The organism is Bacillus sp. FSL K6-6540 (assembly GCF_038007545.1).
Window position 1 is genome coordinate 1 of sequence record NZ_JBBOXH010000004.1, and the last position, 17,249, is coordinate 17,249.

The following is a 17,249-nucleotide window of genomic DNA, read 5'->3' on the forward strand; positions in this document are numbered from 1 at the left end:
TATGTACCGATCTGCCGCATAATTTTCTCGATTCTTTGTGTCTACTCTATTGACAGAGGTACAACTTCAAACATCTTATCCGGATGTATTTTTCCCGTTGGTGTATGTAGCCAAAGCCTACTTAATGGCATGGTTTGATGAGTGCTTATGTAAGAGTCATGATCTAAAAATGGGTGCCTCTGTTTATCAAGCTCTACGTAAGATGGGGCTATCCGTTGTCCTTTGGCCAATGCGTTTTCTAACGATGTGATCGGCATTGCCAGCACGGATCGTGGTGGAACGGAAAATTCATCGCTCCCGTGAAGCATTACGAAATGATGCTTACCTTGGAGTACATACGATGGTCTAGGTGATCCTTTTGGAAACTTGTCCATCTTAGGCACGTCCACTAAAAAAACGTCGCCGCGTTGAAACTTTGTCATTGACTCATCCCCTCAAAAAACAAACCATACCCTTTCAGGTGCAGTTCGCGCACATTGATCTATTTGTAAATGAGCTGGGTATGTAATTTCAATGTCTCACGCTGCATGGATTTTGCAACTGCTTTTTCTGTTTCTTCTGGATCTCCTATAAACCCAAGATAGTCAAAAAGAGAAACGCCCAATCTATTCTCCAGATTTTGTTGGGCTACTTCAAAAGCAGAGTTTTGTTTCGGAAAAGGAATGACCTTAGACATTTGATTCATCTCCTTTTTTCTACTCTATTATTATAATGCAGAAATGCAAAAACATCAATAAAATCAAGGGATTCAGCCCAATCAATTTATTTACATGTATATTATACAAGTGTTATAATATTACTGTAACTAAGGTTTACTCGTTACTTTTTCCCAGCCCAGCAGAAAGTGAGGTTTTTTATGAGTACAGTGAAATTGATCCGTAATATAATGACCGGCTCCCATCGGGGGAACACTAGGATTTGGATCGAGCCAACCGTGCTAGAAGCCGCGGGCTTTACAGTAGGGGACGGGGTGCAGGAAATCTATCAGGAAAAGATGATCATTATAAAGCGGAGTAACAATAAAGCAAAAATTATTAGTAAACGCAAGCGTCCGAGTTGGAAATCGGAACGTCCGTTGTTTGAAGCATGTAACCGGAATGTGACACTTATATTCCGTGAGCGCTGTCGTCTTGATTTGCTTGTGAGTGACGGGATGATTGTCATTCGTCCAATCTACTCATTTGATTTATTTCTCGTCAATCAGCCGCTCTTGCAAGGATCAGAATTAAGGAAATTGCGGTTGTATTCAGCTCCGGCTGGTGGAGGTATGGCGACTGCTGCTCTCGTAAGCACCGGGTTGTACGAGGCGGTTGGAGGCGTTGATATCTGGCCTACGGCGATTGATGCCTATCGGCATAATTTCGATGATGGGTGTGTTTACTTAGGGGATATCAAACATAAACATCCTGATTATGTGCCGGCAGCTGATGTTTGTTGGTTAAGTCCACAATGCGTTAATTTCTCCGCTTTAGGTAATCAAAACGGGGGAATAACAGAAGGGCATGGGCCGCACTATGCGCGTCTCGTTTTAGCAAGTGGAGCCAGAGCTGTTATGATCGAGCAAGTTCCCCAATATTTCAAAAGTGACTCATACTCTCATTTAAAACGTCTGTTAAAAACCTTTTTCCCGTATGGCTTCGAGAAAGTGATTGATGCTTATGATGTTGGATCTGTGGCATCGAGAGTAAGGGGTTATGCGGTTTTCTTCCGAGATCGTACAAACTTTCATTGGCCAACCTTACCTAAAATCCCGCTACATCGGCGGAAAAAGTTAAGTATGCTCTTAGGGAAAGACTGGATCAATGGAGATTGGAAGCCCATTAAAGGGACGACCATGGAAGGTTTGCTGAACAAATCGGGAAGTAATAACTTTAAGGCCGAGAAAAATCATACCCTAGTTACTCTCGATAGCATTAAGGTTTCAGCGTTTCCCTTCTCTTACGGAAAAGTTCAAGTGACATCGAGTTATTTGAAGCACCCGGAAGGCGATCTTTGGAGAATGTTTCGTTCCGATGAGATCATGAAACTTCTCAATATTCCGGACTTCTACAGTTTCCCTGAATATATGGGCGAGAGTGATCGTGTGAAGTTGCTCGGGCAAAGCATCGATGGTGATGTTGTGAGTTCCTTTGGTGCTGAAGTGGCTATTTCATTGATGGAAAATGAATATATCCGTCTGAGTAAACGTGATCATTCGTCGCCTTGCGAATCATCGAATGAGCTTTATCCTATCGAGGAGGAAGAAGGGCAAGGGGCATTCATTTTTTAATAAACGGAGCGGCTAGACCATTGTCTGGTCGTTTTAATATTGCATGTAGCATATACATGTGTTATAATAAGGTAGATTAAAGGAAGGGAGAAAGCAGATGAGCCAATTTACTGAAATGGAGCAGGCAGAACGCTGGGTGAACCGGCTTGAATCTAAAGCCTGTGATCTCATTGATGAAGGCGACTACGCCCAGGCTGATGAGTTGAGAGATCAGGCAAGAATACTGAATCAGGTGATCTCCAAAGTGCAATACGGTTGCGCAGATCCCAGCGATATGAAGATTTACAAAGCTGCGGTTGCAGCTAGGACGCTTCGGGATATGATGATTGCATCTTAAATTTTTAGTGAAGACTCCGCACAATGGACGACAAACATTGTGCGGAGGTATACGTAGGAGGATTTCTTTATGTCTCAAAATGATTCACTTCAGATGATACCAAGGGTGTATGTTCCTTTTAAATATGGTGTTCGAGTGACGGATTATGACAAGCTTTATTGCGAGATCCTCGAAGAAACCAAAACTCATTTTGTTGTTAAGGCAGTCGGTGTCGGGAATATCGGGGAAAAGGTAGTAGCCGTTGAGAAGATTGATGTGCTGAAAGCAATGGCTGGAGATCAAGTTATTTTCCGATCCCCGGCATTCACTAAAAGTTTTCAAGGCTTTCGTGATTACTTGGAATATGCCGGTTATAGCGAGTTTACGAGCTTTATAAATTCTGGCGGAAATTTCGCAGTTCGGCTGGCTAATGGTGTCGAATATTTTTTTACTTACGATGAGCGTTACCGAACCTTTGTTCTGTGTGACGAGGCTTGGATGCGTGGTGAAGAAACAGCATTATTTCACTAATCCAAAGTGGTATCTAGTTTGTAAGACATTATGTAAGTAGTTATGTAAGACGTTTAGATTAGTGGCTTTTGCTGCTTTAGGGGGAGCTGTTTTTTACTATGGATGATATTGAGTATGTGATTGACCTATTGAAATTGAATTGGAATTATTCTTCTATCTGTCTGCTTCAGGAGACAGATGAAAGTTTTTTGTTTAGTGCGATGAGTCCCTATCGTGTTTTCCGGGTTGAATTAAAAGTGATCAAAACGTCTGTTGTTCGTGATGATTGGGAATTTTATGAGCGGTATCCAGGATGTAATTGGGAATATGTTGATCATATTGGACCTATAGACGTTGATGGTGAAGAGAATTACTCAGCTCAGATACTTAATGATTGGTGATCGCTGCCAATCATTTTTTTTATTTTCTTCTTTCTTGACTCTAGTATTATTGTTCCCTTTTTCAAAGATTCTATACCCTATGAATCTATTTTTTTCTTTGCTTCTTGATTGTGGTGTTCTTTGATGTAAGACGGAATTTGTAGTGCAAGCGCATTTCACTGATTTTTATTCAAAACCTTTTTTAATCCCCCAGCTCGCCAGTCGGGAATGTCAAGCGACTCCACGGGACTAAGACGCCCTTACAGGCCGCCTAAGTCCCGTTGGATTCCATTGACCTTCTTATCCTCCTTTGCGTTCCGAAGCAAAAGACGAAATGCAACCAGAGCGATTATTGGCAAACCACCCTGTAGTCAGAAACTGCGCAAACAGCACAAGAAAGAACGGGGCTGGGATAAAGAGAGGGTAAAATAGTGTAATTATTTCTAAATTAATATAGCATGTATTATATACATGTGTTATAATATAAACATAAGAAAGGTGATTTGTTGCATGAAAGGAGTCTGGTAGTGTTGCAAATCGAATTTGACATCTTCAACGGTGAAGCTTTTATAGGTGATTTTTCCGACTTATCTCGGGAGCCGTGGGAGTTAACGCTTGGCGAATTTTTGTCTATGCCGGAATGGAAGGCATATTCTGATCCAAAGGCAACCGGAGAAGGCAAAGGTAACTATCGTTTGCGTCAACCTGATGGCAAGGAGTATCCGGTAGGATGGATTGGAAAGCATAAGGACGAAGAAAGTGCCAAACGTTCATTTCATGAGGAAATCGCAAGATTGAAACTGTTTGGCGGACAAGATGTACGGGATTCAGTGATTCAAGAATATCCATATCTTCTGAAGGCTAAACGGCAAATCGAACAAGCTATGGATCGGGTGCAATTGCTGGGCGGCCCGTATGCGAAAGTAAAAACATCGCGTGGCGATCGCTATTTTTGCATCCAAGACTATCCGAGGTATCTGCGGGTGTTTTCTAGAGGATTTGTCAAAGATCATGATCTAATCGATGAAAAAGGTGCTGACTCGACCTATTTTACAGGGGTTGAGATCATCTGTATCGCTCTCGATCGAATGCTGGAAAATCTCCTAGACAAGAATCATCGCCCGCATTTAATCACGCCGGACTATGCTTGGCTAGAAACACATAAAGGTGTGCGTGTGCGCTTCCAGATCCCGGTGAATGTCGATGCTCAGGGCTTTGCATCACAATTTGAGAATTTGGAAGGAATGACTGTATGGAATGGGTTCAATCACATTCCATGCATTCAATATGAGAAAGAGGGAGAACTGTTGCTTCACTCACTCCAACCGTCCCAACTTGTTGGTTATGAAAAAGATGGAGTGTGGATCACCATCGATAATCCAATCCAGCGGGAGAGGGTTTAAACCTTTTCCCGTTCAGGAGGTTATATATGGCTACGAAAAAAAATTTATCATATTTGCGCCAGCAAAGTAAAAAAAAGGAGGAGGTACATACTATGGTACTGCGTTGCGGTGACATTATTGTTTGCGAGTGGAATAACAAAAAAGTTCAGGGGATCGATCAGAAAGGGCGCTCCTTTTCTAGCTCCACATGTATCGATCCGGAGGGGAGCCTGTATTTTAATCTCAATGGTCAGCGCTTGTACGAAAAGTATTTTAGCCAAGAAAACGTTGCGATTAATAAGGTACTTAATCTTTCTCTAGGTCACGTCTCGAAGGAAACTGTGGAATATTTGCGTACACAAGCGCAGGAGTTGTTTGATATTGAACTGGTTGTATACGAAAAAGGGGAGCATGGCTTTATGATTTTCGTAGATCCGGAAGATAAAAAGTTGCCCGAGGATCTGATGCAGGTGATAGAGTATGCTTCTTTGTTAGGCTGCGCCTGGATCATGCTCGATTCAAACGGTACAATTAACCAAAATCTACCTTGGTATGAGTGGCAATAAATATAGCTGCGGGAGGAAGTAAAAATACAAAATTTGAATAAGTACAAGGTGCGAACGGAAGGAGGTCATAATGGAAAAGCCGGAATTGTTGCCCCTTTTGAATATCAAATCAAGCTAGAAGATCGGGAATACAAAGTAGGGGGGGTTATCGAACACGAAGGAAATAAGTATAAAGTGAGAGAGTTAGGTAAGACGCTTATCGTCTATATGATGCCGATTAAATAGAAAATGAATGGCAAAGCGCGGATCATGCTCCGCGCTTTTTTATTGTATTCAAAACCTTGCGGGGCTGGGAAAAAAGCGGAGGGCGTGAATTCACATATCATATGGCATGTATGTAATACATGTGTTATAATAAAGATGTAAGAAAAACCACCACAAAAAACTTTAAGGGAGAGATTTTACATGTACATGAATATGACTAGAACTCAAGTAGTTATCGCGCAGTCAAAAATTCAAAGAATGATGCAATTCAAAAAGTTGAATGTCTATGGAACGTTGAGATTGAGATAACAAATCCGGGCGGTTACTTACCTCATATGTGACCGCCCCATCCGATAAAACCACCACAGAAAGAGGAGTCCAGGATGAAACAAGTTGAAGAAGTCCAGGAAGTCAAAGTCAGAAAAGGGAGGGAACAATGGTGACATTACATAAGTTTATCGGCAAATTTTCTTTGGGAGCCGTGTTTGCCACTCCCGGTGTTTTTGATCTAGTGAGCGAAGAGGAAAGGATTCGAGCACTTACGCGCCACCACAATGGAGATTGGGGAGATGTTTCAGAAGAAGATAGTAAAAGCAATGATGAAGCATTAGAAAACGGTGGGCGCTTATTATCAGCCTACGTTACGGCAAAAGGTGATCGATTCTGGATCATTACGGAAGCTGATCGAAGCAGCACAACGTTTTTACTGCCCGAGGAATATTAGGTGAAAATGATCGCCGCAGCACTCAATGTTTGCGGCGATCAGAGAACCTAAGAGTAACGAAATTATATTAGTGGGGGTTATGGAGTTGGCAAAGCACTATTTAGGGAAACGTGTGGAAGGGGTTATCGGGAGATTTTGGCCATCTTTTACGGATGAGGAGTTTGAGACGCTTTTAGAACGAATAGGTGGACAATTGCCTAGAGGCTGGGTTGCATGGCACTTCGAAGAGGGGGAGACAATCAAGAATTCTAAACGAGTCCAGATTGTGGGAATGCGCCCGTTAATTAAACTAAACAGTCCGGTATACGGTTTGACCCATCCAACCAAAGAGAAGTTGGAGGAGATTATGATCTTGGAGCTGAACGGTTGGAATACCAAGAATTTACTAATAAAAAATAGCCGGCTATAAAGGTAAAGACAAAGGTGACATTTCACCTTTGTCTTTTTTATTTGAAACAAGACCTTGCGGGGCTGGGAAAAAAGCGAAAGGGGAATCTCGAATTAATAGTGACATGTACTATATACATGTGTTATAATATATATGTAAGAACACCACCACAGAAAGGTTGAGAACTATGGCAAAAATGAACGTCTATGAAGTAGTTACCAATCAAATCATTTCACATTTGGAAAAGGGTGTAATCCCATGGAAACAACCTTGGAAACCAGGACAAGAGGCAATCAACTGGTTTACAGGGAAACCATATAGAGGAATTAATAAATTGCTTACTCATCCAGGTGGAGAATATGCGACATTTCTTCAAATCACAAATGCTGGCGGTAAGGTGAAGAAGGGAGAGAAATCTACACCAGTTGTATTCTTCACTACCGGAGAGAAAGAAAACGAAGACGGAGAGAAAGAAACCTACAGATATTATACGGTGTATAAGGTTTTTGAAATTAATACGCAATGCACAGGATTACAATCAAAACGAGTCTTGGATGAAAGCGTTGCGGAGTTAAACCCGATCGAGGAAGCAGAAAAGCTAATTGAAGGTTATGCCGATCGTCCCGAGATTAGATACGTAAGCGGCAAAGCCTCTTACAGTCCATCTATGGATCTCGTATCTGTCCCCCCAATGGGTGATTACAAAGTTTTGGAAGAATATTACTGCACTTTGTATCATGAACTCATCCATTCTACCGGGAGCGTGAACCGGCTCAATCGGGAAAAGGGGAAGGCGTTCGGAGATGAAAAATATAGTAAAGAAGAATTGGTTGCTGAGATCGGTGCCGCGATGCTTTGCGGACTGGCTGGAATTGAACAGGCAACCATTGAAAATAGCGCGGCTTATATCGATAGCTGGTTAAAAGTTTTCAGAAAGGATACCCGAATGGTGTTGACGGCTGCGCGGGAGGCACAAAAAGCAGTTGATTATATGGTAGGAAAGGAAATCCTGGAGGTAAAATATGCCAGCTGACCGAGCCGGAAGATAGACGCTTAAACGTCTATCTTTTTATCAATTCCATCATGTCTTACATATGTCTTACATGAAGTAAGACGAATTGCTGATTAATTCTGTTGTCTTACAATATGTCTTACATATGTATTACGTCTTCTAAATGCTAATGAAACTCTTTCCCAGCCCCGTTTACAGCGTTACTTTGATTGCTATCTGGTGGATTGTCTGCCTATGTGTGGAGTCCAGGCCGATTCAAATGATCGGCCTGGACTTGTCTTTTTTTGGGGGCCTTTGTAGCGCAGCTGCGGGGGCCCCCACCGTCATGAGATAGGAGGTCATGGCCGTAGGCCATGAGCAAGGAGGGGCAGAGCAACTCCTTGCGAACCTCCTTACTCATGTAAGGCAGGATAAGGAACAATGGACATGCGTCCATTGTCGATAACACATATACGCGGCAAAGCCGCGTAAATAAAGGAATAGACACAGGAGTACATATGTACTCCTGTGTCTAAAGTAATACTCCTTTTAGTATGTATTACAGTTCTATAAATCTACTATTATCAAGTTTTTAAGTGTATAGTATAATAGGAGTATATTACCATATGGAGGGATCTAAAGAACTATGGGGCAGCTTAGGAAAATACAGCTATACATTGATGAAGATCTACTCAAGAAGCTGGATGCAGAAGCTAGTGTTTTGAATATGAACCGGAGTGAGTTTATTCGAGATGCTATTGAATTAAAGCTTTCTAACGGTGCAGCAGTAGAGGGGATTGAGACAACAATGCGTTTGCTACGTCGAGTCATCGAGGATTCAATAAACCCTCAATTCAATCGTATGGCTAAAATGATCGCCAAGGATACAAAAGCTTCAGCTACATCGATGTATCTGAATGTACTTCACTTGGCTGAAATCGGGCGGGATAGTGTCAACTTGTATAAACAGGCTGAATCAAAGGCTGCGGCGTATCTAACTTCAAAGGAATGATTCAATGCGTCCTTATCAAGCACCATTCTATTTTAATATCAAATTTTACCAGCCCGATCCTATTAATCAAAAAAAGAATAGCGCACATATCCGATATATAGGTACGCGCCCTGGTGTCGATAGAGGAGAGATCGAAAGCCCGTTAGAATTAACTCCGGAAACTCCCGAACATCATGTGAAATACGCACATGAGCGTCCACGGAGTCATGGACTATTTGGGCCGGGGAACGAAGAAATTAACATGGCTGAGATTCAGCGCTCTTTGCAGGAACATAATGGCATCGTTTGGCGGATCATTGTCAGTCTACATGGTGAGGATGCTAAAAGGTTGGATTTTGAAAATCGAGAAGCCTGGGAAGCACTAATTAAGCAGCAGCTCCCATTAGCAGCGAATGAGATGGGATTGCAGGAAAGTAATCTAAATTGGGTAGCTGCCTTTCATGCTGAGGTTGGCCATCCTCATGCTCATATTGTGATGTGGGAGAAAAAGCCAAAAAAGAGAAAAGGGAAAGTTTCGCTTCAAGTTAAGAATGCTATGCGTAAGAGGTTTGTTCAGCATATTTACGCAGCAGATCGTGATCGTTACAGCAAGGAGAAAACTGCGATGCGTGATCTAATGAAACAAAGGGGGGTCAGTACACTGCAGGATGCAGTACGTGTCGCAAGGGAGTTTCGCCAAAGTCAGTACGAAGTAAATCAATTGTTTGCATTGACCGGTCATGTGCGTGATAGTGAGCTAACAGCGAAGATGGACTTGGAACAACAACGAGAGCTGATCGAAATGTTGCGGCGACTGTCAAAAATGTTGCCCGGACACGGCCGCCTTATGATGAAGTTCATGAGTGATCCCGTCAAAGCGGAAGCTACAAAGATTGCTCAGTGGATGTATGAACAGCCTCAATTCGCACCTAATCGTAAAGTCTATGAAGAATCCGCCGAAATTTTGGCAAGGCCTTATTCGAATAGAGAAGAACAGTTAAAAAAGGCGGTCGAGAATGCTCGGGCTGAAATGATTAATCGGATAGCCCAATCTGTCCTAAGAGCAGCCGCTGAGATCGAGAAGGACAATCAGTTTGCCATGCATCCTGAACGTGCAAAAATCGTGTTGGGTCGCCTGAGTTACTCTACTGGGTCTGTGCCGGATATCACAGATCAAGATGTAGCCAAACAAATTTTGAAAGATATTCACCGTGCAGGATTAAGCAAAGATGTATACCTAGAGATGGCTCGTCATTTTGATTTGCCGGCTTTGAGGACAACAGAGATTAATTCTATATTTTCTAGAAATCCTGCGAACCGAGAGTTGAACGACTCCGTATTGTTTCTTTTAAAATCGTCCCTGGGGGAAAAAGAAGCTGAACGCATCCTTCTTGATGCGAAATATGATCCTGAAAAAATTGAGATGCTCCGATCAATAAAATCGGAACCCATCAATATGACTTCTGCCAAACAGTGGGTGCAAATTCCAGATGTCCAAGCGAGGATCGTTGAAAATTATTCGAAGACATTGCTTTCTTGTGGTGCAAGTTCAGATGAAGCGATGAGGATGATTAAGGAATGGAATGGACGAAGTGGACGGAAGATCTCGGAGGAGAAAATAGAGAAGAGCTTCAAGCGTGCGGAAAAAGTAGTGATGAACGCGCGGGACTGGGGAAGAGAGGTGGCTCTAAGTAGGAAGGATTTTAATGAAATGAGCAGAGCTTTAGGTGTGGACTTGCTGTACCCTTGGCGCACAAATAAAGAAAGGGAGTTTGCCGTTAAGGGACATACAGTTAGCATGGCTGACAATTTATTCAAAACTGCATTGCGGCAGCTTGAATCAGCGGTTAAGCGATCGGAGGCTGAAAAGGATAGAGCTGTTCGACGGGCTATGGAGCGGATCAAACGAGAAGCGGAGCGGGAAGAGAAAGAACGCGAACGTGGGAGATAGTCGTTATTCAAATGGTGTGGTTCGATTGGAATCACACGGCTGCTACAGAAATATTATGAAAGGATGTACCTATGCGAAGAAATATTGTCAAATGGTGTCTTGTTATTGCTGGCATTTTCTTGGTTCATTTATATGTTGCCGGAGGGCTCATAGCTCTTTTTATGATCATCAATCAAGCTGACTGGACTGATGGACAATTATTGGATGCTTTTAAATATTGGACGGCGCATTATTTCAATCCACTTGATCTCTATTCAAACGTGCTGATTCCAACAAATCAATTTGATGTCATATTATGCGGCAGAGTATTTATGTCATTACCTATCTCAATTCTCATTTTTTTATTCACGTTTCGCTCTTTGTGGATGAGGAAGAAATATCAGGATGCCTCCACTTATGGGAGCCATGGTACTGCACGTTGGGCAACACTAAAGGAGATTTTGCGTAAAGGAGATGTTACCGGTAGCCCGCATAATGAAATCAATTCTGCTGGGGTCGTATTAGGATACGTATCTGCAAAAGATAAAAGATATGTAACTATCCCTCCGGATTCAGAACTTAACCAAAATGTTATTGTATTTGGTGGTTCAGGGGTAGGGAAGGACTATACTTATATAACGACTCAAATCTTTCACACGATGGTTCCCTTTGAACCCGAGGGAAAAAGAAAACAGAAAGCACTAGATCGTCGGATTCCAAAAGAATACAGCTTGGTTGTCGTTGATCCTAAAGGTGAGAGTTACAATACAACTGCTGCCTCTCTTGAAGAGAAGGGGTATGAGGTTTATAGTTTTAACTTGGTCAATATGAAAGCTAGTCATCGCTGGAATGCCTTGGATTATGTGAAAGATGATATCTCAGCAGAAAAATTGGCGAACCTTATTGTCACCAGTGAGGGGCATACGAATGGAGATCCGTTTTGGCCAAGAGCAGAAAAAGCATTGATGGTAGCAATCATGCTTTTTGTAAAATTTGAATTACCAGAAAACATGCAACACTTGCCTAATGTCTTACATATTGGTCTTACGTTTAACGAAGAAGAAAGACTTGACATGTTATTTAATGCTTTACCTTATAATCATCCTGCTGTGATGAAATATAAAATATTCAAAATGGCACAATCAGAAACTAGAGCAGGTATCTTGATTGGATTTGGTACTCAGTTAACTCTGTTTGCTAATCGTCAGATCGCAGAACTTACAAGTCAGTCAGATTTTAAACTGGATAATATCGGAAAGAGGAAAACGGCGTTATTTCTTATTATTCCTGATGGGGATACGACTTTTTCAGCCCTTACCTCACTTTTCTTTACTCAATTGCTACAGCAACTATGGGATGTTGCGAATGAGAATGGAGGGACATGTCCAGTAGGGGTTCGGATACTGGGTAATGAATGGGCGAATATCGGAAGGGTTCCTATGCTTGCTGAACGTACTTCCGTCATGCGATCTAAAGGCGTCTCTGTCCAACTTGTTCTTCAAGCAAAGTCACAGTTAGAGAAGACGTATGAGAAGGATGCACCTATTATTATGCAAAACTGTGACACCATTGTTTTCCTGGGGACGAATGATAGTCAAACTGCTCAGGAGATGGAAAAGGATCTAGGTGAAACAACTATTGAAGTTCAAACCAGATCCCAGTCTGAGACAAACTCGCTCTTAGTCGGGGACAAAGTAAATATTTCTACGCAGCATCAAGCTCGGAAGTTAAGAACGGCAGATGAGATTAGGAAAAATTCCCGGATCAAGAACATCATTGTTCAAAATGCATCTTATCCGTTTGAGGTCTATAAAACTCCTTTTACCGAACACCCGCTCGCAAAGAATTACAGAGATAAGAAACGGAATTGTAATGAAGTTATACCGCCGAAACATAGAGGCATGGAGTATTTTACCGAAGAAGATTTTTATAAGCTGATCGGTGGAGAAGCTTCTTCATCTCCAAAAATTACAGAGAATGATTTGCCGGATGTTGAATTGTCTGATGATACCATTAGCATTTTAGAGCAAATCGAATCGATGTCTATGGAACAAGAATCGAATGAAACGATACAGGAAACAGCCGTTACCATTGAGGCGGATGAAATTGATCGGCCAGAGGTAGATCCTGAGACGGGTGAAATCTTGGGTGAAATGTTCAGTGTTATCGAAACCGAAGTAACAGGTGATGATGAAACTGAACAACAGGAGCCGGCGGAAGAAAAAACCAAGAAGATTAAAAATGTATTAGATGAAATTTAAGGAGGAATGATGTGCGATGGCCTATACGAAGGAACAAATTCAAGCGGCTAGACGAACGGACTTACTTTCCTACTTAGAGTATCAAAATGAACTCGCCTTGCGTGAAGGTAGAGTCGCCCCCTACTTAATTGAAAAGGACGGCGGACAGTATCGACTTAAAGATCATGGAGGGCTTCTGTTCGTAGGTAATATGTGGAACCAAAGATCCACAGGAAAAGGCGGAAACACGCTGGACTTTCTGACAAAGTATGAGGGGAAGACATTTACTGAAGCCGTAGAGCTTTTGAATCAAGCGCAGGGGATACAGCTGCGCCGCGTTGATCCAAATACACGGTATCAGAAAAATGAGGTACCATTTGTACTTCCGGACCGCAACGAGTCGTTTCGTCGAGCTATTGCTTACTTAACTAAAACCCGAAGAATCGATGCACAATTGGTTTTGGATGAAATTAAAAAGGGTAATATTTACGAAGACTCTATTTATCATAATGTTGTCTTTGTCGGACGGAAACCTAACGGTGAACCTGTTTGGGCGCAGAAGCGAACAACCATCTCTGACAAAAAAACGATATTTGATCATCCAGGTAGTGATGCAAGATATGGATATTATACCGGAAATCCAACACCTAAAATTGTAGTGGTCGTGGAATCCCCTATTGAAGCCCTTTCTCTTGTTTCGCTTATGAAGTATCATAACAAACCGATTGATCAGTTAGGGTTTTTATCTTTAGGGGGGGTGCATGATACAGCTCTAAAGCAATTTTTGATTGACCATCCGGAATGTAAAAACATCATAACGGCCCTTAATAACGACAGTAAAGAAAAACCTGATGAAATTAAAGGTCGCGAAGGATCTGAAATTATCCGAAATAGATATGAGAAACAAGGATATAATGTCACCAGTATATTTCCTAAGCTTAATGATTGGAACGATGAATTACGTGCGATTCGCAAGCTGCAAGAGGAAAAAAAGCCTGAACTGAGTCCAGAAGAAAGGGTTGAACAACAAATCAAGGAATACGCTAAAAGGAAGAGGCTTGAACGTCAAAAGGAAAAAACCTTGCAACCAGTGCGTGTAAGACAACGGTAAGACATATGTATGTCAAAGACTCCTTATGGAGTCTTTTTTCTTTTAATTGTTCCCAGTAGGCCACATTATCTATTTTTTCTTAATTCGTTAACTTATAATGAAAATTATTATGTGTTAAGTTTATTTATATATAGCGAACTATGGAGTAAGGGGATGGCAATGAAACGTATTCCAGAATTAGACGAGCTAACGCCTGAAGAATGGATCGAAATCTTGAGGATGTATCTAATGAATAGTAAGCAAGCAGCAGAAGAGTTAGAAGTGTCAGTTCCCCGCGTGTTTCAATACTCATCCAACGGACAACTCCATAGTATTGTAAAGGGATACTTTCTGAGAAGTGAAGTAGAGAATTTAGGCTACCAATTGAAAAGGCGCAGGAGAACTGTGCGAAGGGATAAAAATATTCTAACTAATAAAAAAGTGCACGATCTATTTGTTGAACTTTATTTAGCCAAGCGACATCCAGTAACTAGAAGAGAAGTAATGGAAGCAGCAGCTAAAATCGATGGATTGGGTGATAGAACCATCGTGGAGTATCGAGTTACGAATGCCATCCAAAGTTTAGTCCACGAAAAGAAAATCAGGAGGATTAAAAAAGGATACTATATACCATGCGAACCTATAAATAGGAGTTAAAAGTCTTGTCGATATTTCGATAAGGCTTTTTATTTTTGGCATTATTAGTCGATTTTTTTGATATAAATTCCAATTGGTACTATTAATTTTACTAAATTCAATGATATAATAGGTCTCGGAGGGGATATAGGGACTATGAGACTATGTTTAATTGTGAAAACAGACTCTGTATATCGGAAGATCAAACGATCTTTTGATAGTCACGAAGTCCTAAATAATATATCGTATTTTGGCGAGTTACAGGAATGTATGCTTACTGAAGAAGTACATATGGCCATCATTGAAGATCGTATTCATTGGCGCGATCGAGCCGAACGATTACTGAATGAATATGATATCCCCTACGTTATTTTTTCGGGTAACTTTGAAGAACTAATTGATAAGGTCAATGGTGGAGGGGCGCACATAACTCCCTCCTCTTCTCATGTCGAGATAACGCAAGAAGAGGTTGCTGTTACTCGCGAAGTTGCGACCGCTACTCCTATGAGACGAGAAGAGGCTACGGTAAAGGAAAAGCCGCTCGCCGTTGAGATAAACATTCCAAAGCAAGAAGTGGTTCATGAGCCGAAAGAAATCATCCGAGAAGTGCCTAAATACATAGAGAAGCAGGTTATTAAGGAAGTTCCTAAATACATTGATCGTGAAGTCATTAAAGAGGTACCGGTTGAAGTTGAAAAGATCGTGGAGAATACGGTGGTCAAAACTGAGGTTGTCGAGGTTAAGCCAAATTTCGACAACATCAATATTGATTTCCAGTTGCCATCTATTTCGCCTAAAATCCCAGAGAGTATCGAGCTTGTTCGCAATAACCAACCGGAAGACGGCCCGCAACTTATAGGAATTATGTCCATAGAAAAGGATGCGGATATTAGCAATAGTGTACTCCTAATTGCGAATTCTTTAGCAGTTTTAGGTTATTCGCCGCTACTTATCGCTCCTGGACGAGAAGAGATCGAAATGGTGGAACAGTTGGCATTTGCAAATGAGAAGGGTGGTGACGATGACGATATTGAGGTTTTTGAGCATGAGGGAGTCCACTATATGCGTAATTCAACCGAGTGGGAATATTCTGATCTAATGACAAGTCACTACTCACATATCATCTTTTGGTATGGCTCCTTGGAACAATATTACCAAAGTCATTACTCAGATTGGTCACGTACAGATATTCCTTTGCTTATCACAAGTGGGTCAAGATGGAAAATAGATCATATTCAAAGCATCATAGAGCAACTTAGTCCTTCCACCTTACAGAGAACTCAGGTCTTGTTGCAGCAAGGACAAATCCATTTTTATAAGGATTTGCTTGAGGAATTTGAAAATCTTCAAATGTCGGAGATTCCACTTTCGAATAACCCTTTTTCCCCAGGCCCGCAAGTTATTAAATGGGCTTCAAGCTTGTTTTCGTTAAAGAGGAGGAGGAATTTTCATGGTAAGCTGTGGTTAATTTTACTTATGGCGTTGTTGATATCAGCAGCTGCAATTTGGGTGGGGCTTCAATTTCCATCGCCAGTGGAAGGGGGATAATGATGTTAAGTTTAGGTGTATCCGCTCTATTTTTTGTAATTGCTCATGAAATCGGTACAAGGTATTCTTCAGAAATTTTCAAGCACATTAAAGAAATTACGTATTTTGCTTTTGGATTTTCAGTTGTTTCTATCTTGATTGGACTAATACAGAAGCAAGCAGGGGTACATTTTGAATGGGCGAGTTTGATTGTGCTTTTAGGTGCAGCATATCATTTATGGGGAATGCCATGGAAACCTTGGATGAGGTTTGGATTGCCCGCTGCTTGTTTGTTAATTTCTCTGATTGGTTTAACCGCTGGAAGAGCGAGTAGCGGGATTCTATTTATGGTATTTACGGCATCGATGTTGTTTTATACATATCAACAGCACAATAGATCATGGAAAAACGTAGCAGTTATTCCCACCGTTGCATTAATAGTATTGATTTTAATTGATCTCATGCACCCTAATTTGATCCTTCGTGGATTTGAAGGAATTATCATTATCTATGCTCTTGTTTTTCGGATCATCGTATATCTGCATGCGATTTACCATAACTCAATCACCGATCGAATGACAGGGCTGTATTTGCGATCAACTATTGTCGATTATATTGAGGAATTTTTGAAGATTAGAAAAAATGTTTACCTTCTATTTATCGATATAGACCATTTCAAGCAAGTCAACGATACACTAGGCCATGCGCAAGGTGATAGCGTCCTGAAAAAAACAAGTGCTATTTTATTAGACCATGTTAAGGGGATCGGCGTAGCAGGGCGGATGGGTGGTGAAGAGATGGTGGCCCTCGTGGTCGAACAAGATGGCTATCTCGTTGCTGAGAATATTCGCCAGGATGTCGAGAAAAATGCAGGTGTTACCGTAAGCATTGGAGTGGCCAAGGCCAAGGAGGGGATGAGTACTGAGGACTTCATAAATTTGGCTGATGATGCAATGTATAAAGCCAAAAAAAGTGGGAGAAATCGTGTCGTTTATGCCTCTTTAGAAGCTAATTTGGATGGGTAATTGGTGAAGCTAAATACAATGCTATACAATGCGTCAAAAAATTAATGTTTATTTAGTTTAATGAATAAACAATGGAAGGC

General features: G+C 41.4%; 19 protein-coding genes. 17 read left to right on the forward strand and 2 right to left on the reverse strand.

The features are described from left to right. Positions 1 to 41: 41 nt before the first annotated feature. Complete coding sequence (locus MHH82_RS41735) at positions 42 to 422, reverse strand: type II toxin-antitoxin system PemK/MazF family toxin (RefSeq protein ID WP_445662001.1); 381 nt, start codon at positions 420 to 422, stop codon at positions 42 to 44. Between the two features lie 59 nt (positions 423 to 481). After that, positions 482 to 676 (reverse strand): hypothetical protein, encoded by a 195-nt coding sequence (locus MHH82_RS41130; RefSeq protein ID WP_340970791.1) that lies wholly within the window; start codon positions 674 to 676, stop codon positions 482 to 484. A 180-nt stretch (positions 677 to 856) separates the two neighbouring features. Here MHH82_RS41130 and MHH82_RS41135 point away from each other — a divergent pair, with 180 nt between their 5' ends. The 17 genes from MHH82_RS41135 to MHH82_RS41215 all read left to right on the forward strand — a co-directional run bounded on the left by MHH82_RS41135 (position 857) and on the right by MHH82_RS41215 (position 17,169). Continuing rightward, positions 857 to 2,269: a DNA cytosine methyltransferase gene (locus MHH82_RS41135; RefSeq protein ID WP_340970794.1), complete on the forward strand. Its 1,413-nt coding sequence runs from the start codon at positions 857 to 859 to the stop codon at positions 2,267 to 2,269. Positions 2,270 to 2,366: 97 nt separating this feature from the next. Then, positions 2,367 to 2,606 carry a hypothetical protein gene (locus MHH82_RS41140; RefSeq protein ID WP_340970799.1) on the forward strand — a complete coding sequence of 80 codons (240 nt, stop codon included), beginning with the start codon at positions 2,367 to 2,369 and terminating at the stop codon, positions 2,604 to 2,606. Between the two features lie 69 nt (positions 2,607 to 2,675). Next, a complete protein-coding gene (locus MHH82_RS41145) occupies positions 2,676 to 3,116 on the forward strand; it encodes a hypothetical protein (protein WP_340970800.1) in 441 nt (146 codons plus the stop codon). Between the two features lie 98 nt (positions 3,117 to 3,214). After that, positions 3,215 to 3,496: a hypothetical protein gene (locus tag MHH82_RS41150; RefSeq protein WP_340970802.1), complete on the forward strand. Its 282-nt coding sequence runs from the start codon at positions 3,215 to 3,217 to the stop codon at positions 3,494 to 3,496. Between the two features lie 509 nt (positions 3,497 to 4,005). After that, the gene (locus MHH82_RS41155; protein ID WP_340970804.1) at positions 4,006 to 4,878 is read left to right on the forward strand and encodes a hypothetical protein; all 873 of its coding nucleotides are present in this window, start codon (positions 4,006 to 4,008) and stop codon (positions 4,876 to 4,878) included. A gap of 26 nt (positions 4,879 to 4,904) precedes the next feature. Then, a complete protein-coding gene (locus MHH82_RS41160; protein ID WP_340970805.1) occupies positions 4,905 to 5,423 on the forward strand; it encodes a DUF5983 family protein in 519 nt (172 codons plus the stop codon). Between the two features lie 33 nt (positions 5,424 to 5,456). Then, positions 5,457 to 5,648, forward strand: a complete 192-nt coding sequence (locus tag MHH82_RS41165) for a hypothetical protein (protein WP_340970808.1) — start codon at positions 5,457 to 5,459, stop codon at positions 5,646 to 5,648. Between the two features lie 415 nt (positions 5,649 to 6,063). Next, the gene (locus tag MHH82_RS41170; RefSeq protein ID WP_340970811.1) at positions 6,064 to 6,351 is read left to right on the forward strand and encodes a hypothetical protein; all 288 of its coding nucleotides are present in this window, start codon (positions 6,064 to 6,066) and stop codon (positions 6,349 to 6,351) included. 85 nt (positions 6,352 to 6,436) lie between these two features. Further along, positions 6,437 to 6,760 carry a hypothetical protein gene (locus tag MHH82_RS41175; protein WP_340970814.1) on the forward strand — a complete coding sequence of 108 codons (324 nt, stop codon included), beginning with the start codon at positions 6,437 to 6,439 and terminating at the stop codon, positions 6,758 to 6,760. A 166-nt stretch (positions 6,761 to 6,926) separates the two neighbouring features. Beyond that, positions 6,927 to 7,772, forward strand: coding sequence for an ArdC family protein (locus MHH82_RS41180; RefSeq protein ID WP_340970815.1), 846 nt, complete (start codon positions 6,927 to 6,929; stop codon positions 7,770 to 7,772). Positions 7,773 to 8,376: 604 nt separating this feature from the next. After that, entirely contained in the window at positions 8,377 to 8,742 is a 366-nt protein-coding gene (locus MHH82_RS41185; protein ID WP_340970818.1) for a ribbon-helix-helix domain-containing protein, read from the forward strand. 4 nt (positions 8,743 to 8,746) lie between these two features. Beyond that, positions 8,747 to 10,672 (forward strand): MobP3 family relaxase, encoded by a 1,926-nt coding sequence (gene mobP3 / locus MHH82_RS41190; protein WP_340970821.1) that lies wholly within the window; start codon positions 8,747 to 8,749, stop codon positions 10,670 to 10,672. 71 nt (positions 10,673 to 10,743) lie between these two features. Then, positions 10,744 to 12,912, forward strand: coding sequence for a VirD4-like conjugal transfer protein, CD1115 family (locus tag MHH82_RS41195; RefSeq protein ID WP_340970823.1), 2,169 nt, complete (start codon positions 10,744 to 10,746; stop codon positions 12,910 to 12,912). 16 nt (positions 12,913 to 12,928) lie between these two features. Further along, the gene (locus tag MHH82_RS41200) at positions 12,929 to 14,002 is read left to right on the forward strand and encodes a DUF3991 domain-containing protein (RefSeq protein WP_340970826.1); all 1,074 of its coding nucleotides are present in this window, start codon (positions 12,929 to 12,931) and stop codon (positions 14,000 to 14,002) included. A gap of 153 nt (positions 14,003 to 14,155) precedes the next feature. After that, the gene (locus tag MHH82_RS41205) at positions 14,156 to 14,638 is read left to right on the forward strand and encodes a hypothetical protein (protein ID WP_340970829.1); all 483 of its coding nucleotides are present in this window, start codon (positions 14,156 to 14,158) and stop codon (positions 14,636 to 14,638) included. Positions 14,639 to 14,908: 270 nt separating this feature from the next. Further along, a complete protein-coding gene (locus MHH82_RS41210; protein WP_340970832.1) occupies positions 14,909 to 16,165 on the forward strand; it encodes a hypothetical protein in 1,257 nt (418 codons plus the stop codon). After that, positions 16,165 to 17,169, forward strand: a complete 1,005-nt coding sequence (locus MHH82_RS41215) for a GGDEF domain-containing protein (RefSeq protein WP_340970835.1) — start codon at positions 16,165 to 16,167, stop codon at positions 17,167 to 17,169. The genes MHH82_RS41210 and MHH82_RS41215 overlap by 1 nt, the downstream gene beginning before the upstream one ends. Positions 17,170 to 17,249: the final 80 nt, after the last annotated feature.

Bases quoted from the DNA above. Each gene is read 5' to 3' on its own strand.
- MHH82_RS41130 (WP_340970791.1), bottom strand. From the start codon at position 676: ATGTCTAAGGTCATTCCTTTTCCGAAACAAAACTCTGCTTTTGAAGTA.
- MHH82_RS41205 (WP_340970829.1), top strand. From the start codon at position 14,156: ATGGCAATGAAACGTATTCCAGAATTAGACGAGCTAACGCCTGAAGAA.
- MHH82_RS41210 (WP_340970832.1), top strand. From the start codon at position 14,909: ATGGCCATCATTGAAGATCGTATTCATTGGCGCGATCGAGCCGAACGA.
- MHH82_RS41145 (WP_340970800.1), top strand. From the start codon at position 2,676: ATGTCTCAAAATGATTCACTTCAGATGATACCAAGGGTGTATGTTCCT.
- MHH82_RS41215 (WP_340970835.1), top strand. From the start codon at position 16,165: ATGATGTTAAGTTTAGGTGTATCCGCTCTATTTTTTGTAATTGCTCAT.
- MHH82_RS41200 (WP_340970826.1), top strand. From the start codon at position 12,929: ATGGCCTATACGAAGGAACAAATTCAAGCGGCTAGACGAACGGACTTA.
- MHH82_RS41160 (WP_340970805.1), top strand. From the start codon at position 4,905: ATGGCTACGAAAAAAAATTTATCATATTTGCGCCAGCAAAGTAAAAAA.
- MHH82_RS41195 (WP_340970823.1), top strand. From the start codon at position 10,744: ATGCGAAGAAATATTGTCAAATGGTGTCTTGTTATTGCTGGCATTTTC.
- MHH82_RS41185 (WP_340970818.1), top strand. From the start codon at position 8,377: ATGGGGCAGCTTAGGAAAATACAGCTATACATTGATGAAGATCTACTC.
- MHH82_RS41735 (WP_445662001.1), bottom strand. From the start codon at position 422: ATGACAAAGTTTCAACGCGGCGACGTTTTTTTAGTGGACGTGCCTAAG.
- MHH82_RS41135 (WP_340970794.1), top strand. From the start codon at position 857: ATGAGTACAGTGAAATTGATCCGTAATATAATGACCGGCTCCCATCGG.
- MHH82_RS41170 (WP_340970811.1), top strand. From the start codon at position 6,064: ATGGTGACATTACATAAGTTTATCGGCAAATTTTCTTTGGGAGCCGTG.
- MHH82_RS41150 (WP_340970802.1), top strand. From the start codon at position 3,215: ATGGATGATATTGAGTATGTGATTGACCTATTGAAATTGAATTGGAAT.
- MHH82_RS41140 (WP_340970799.1), top strand. From the start codon at position 2,367: ATGAGCCAATTTACTGAAATGGAGCAGGCAGAACGCTGGGTGAACCGG.
- MHH82_RS41180 (WP_340970815.1), top strand. From the start codon at position 6,927: ATGGCAAAAATGAACGTCTATGAAGTAGTTACCAATCAAATCATTTCA.
- mobP3 (WP_340970821.1), top strand. From the start codon at position 8,747: ATGCGTCCTTATCAAGCACCATTCTATTTTAATATCAAATTTTACCAG.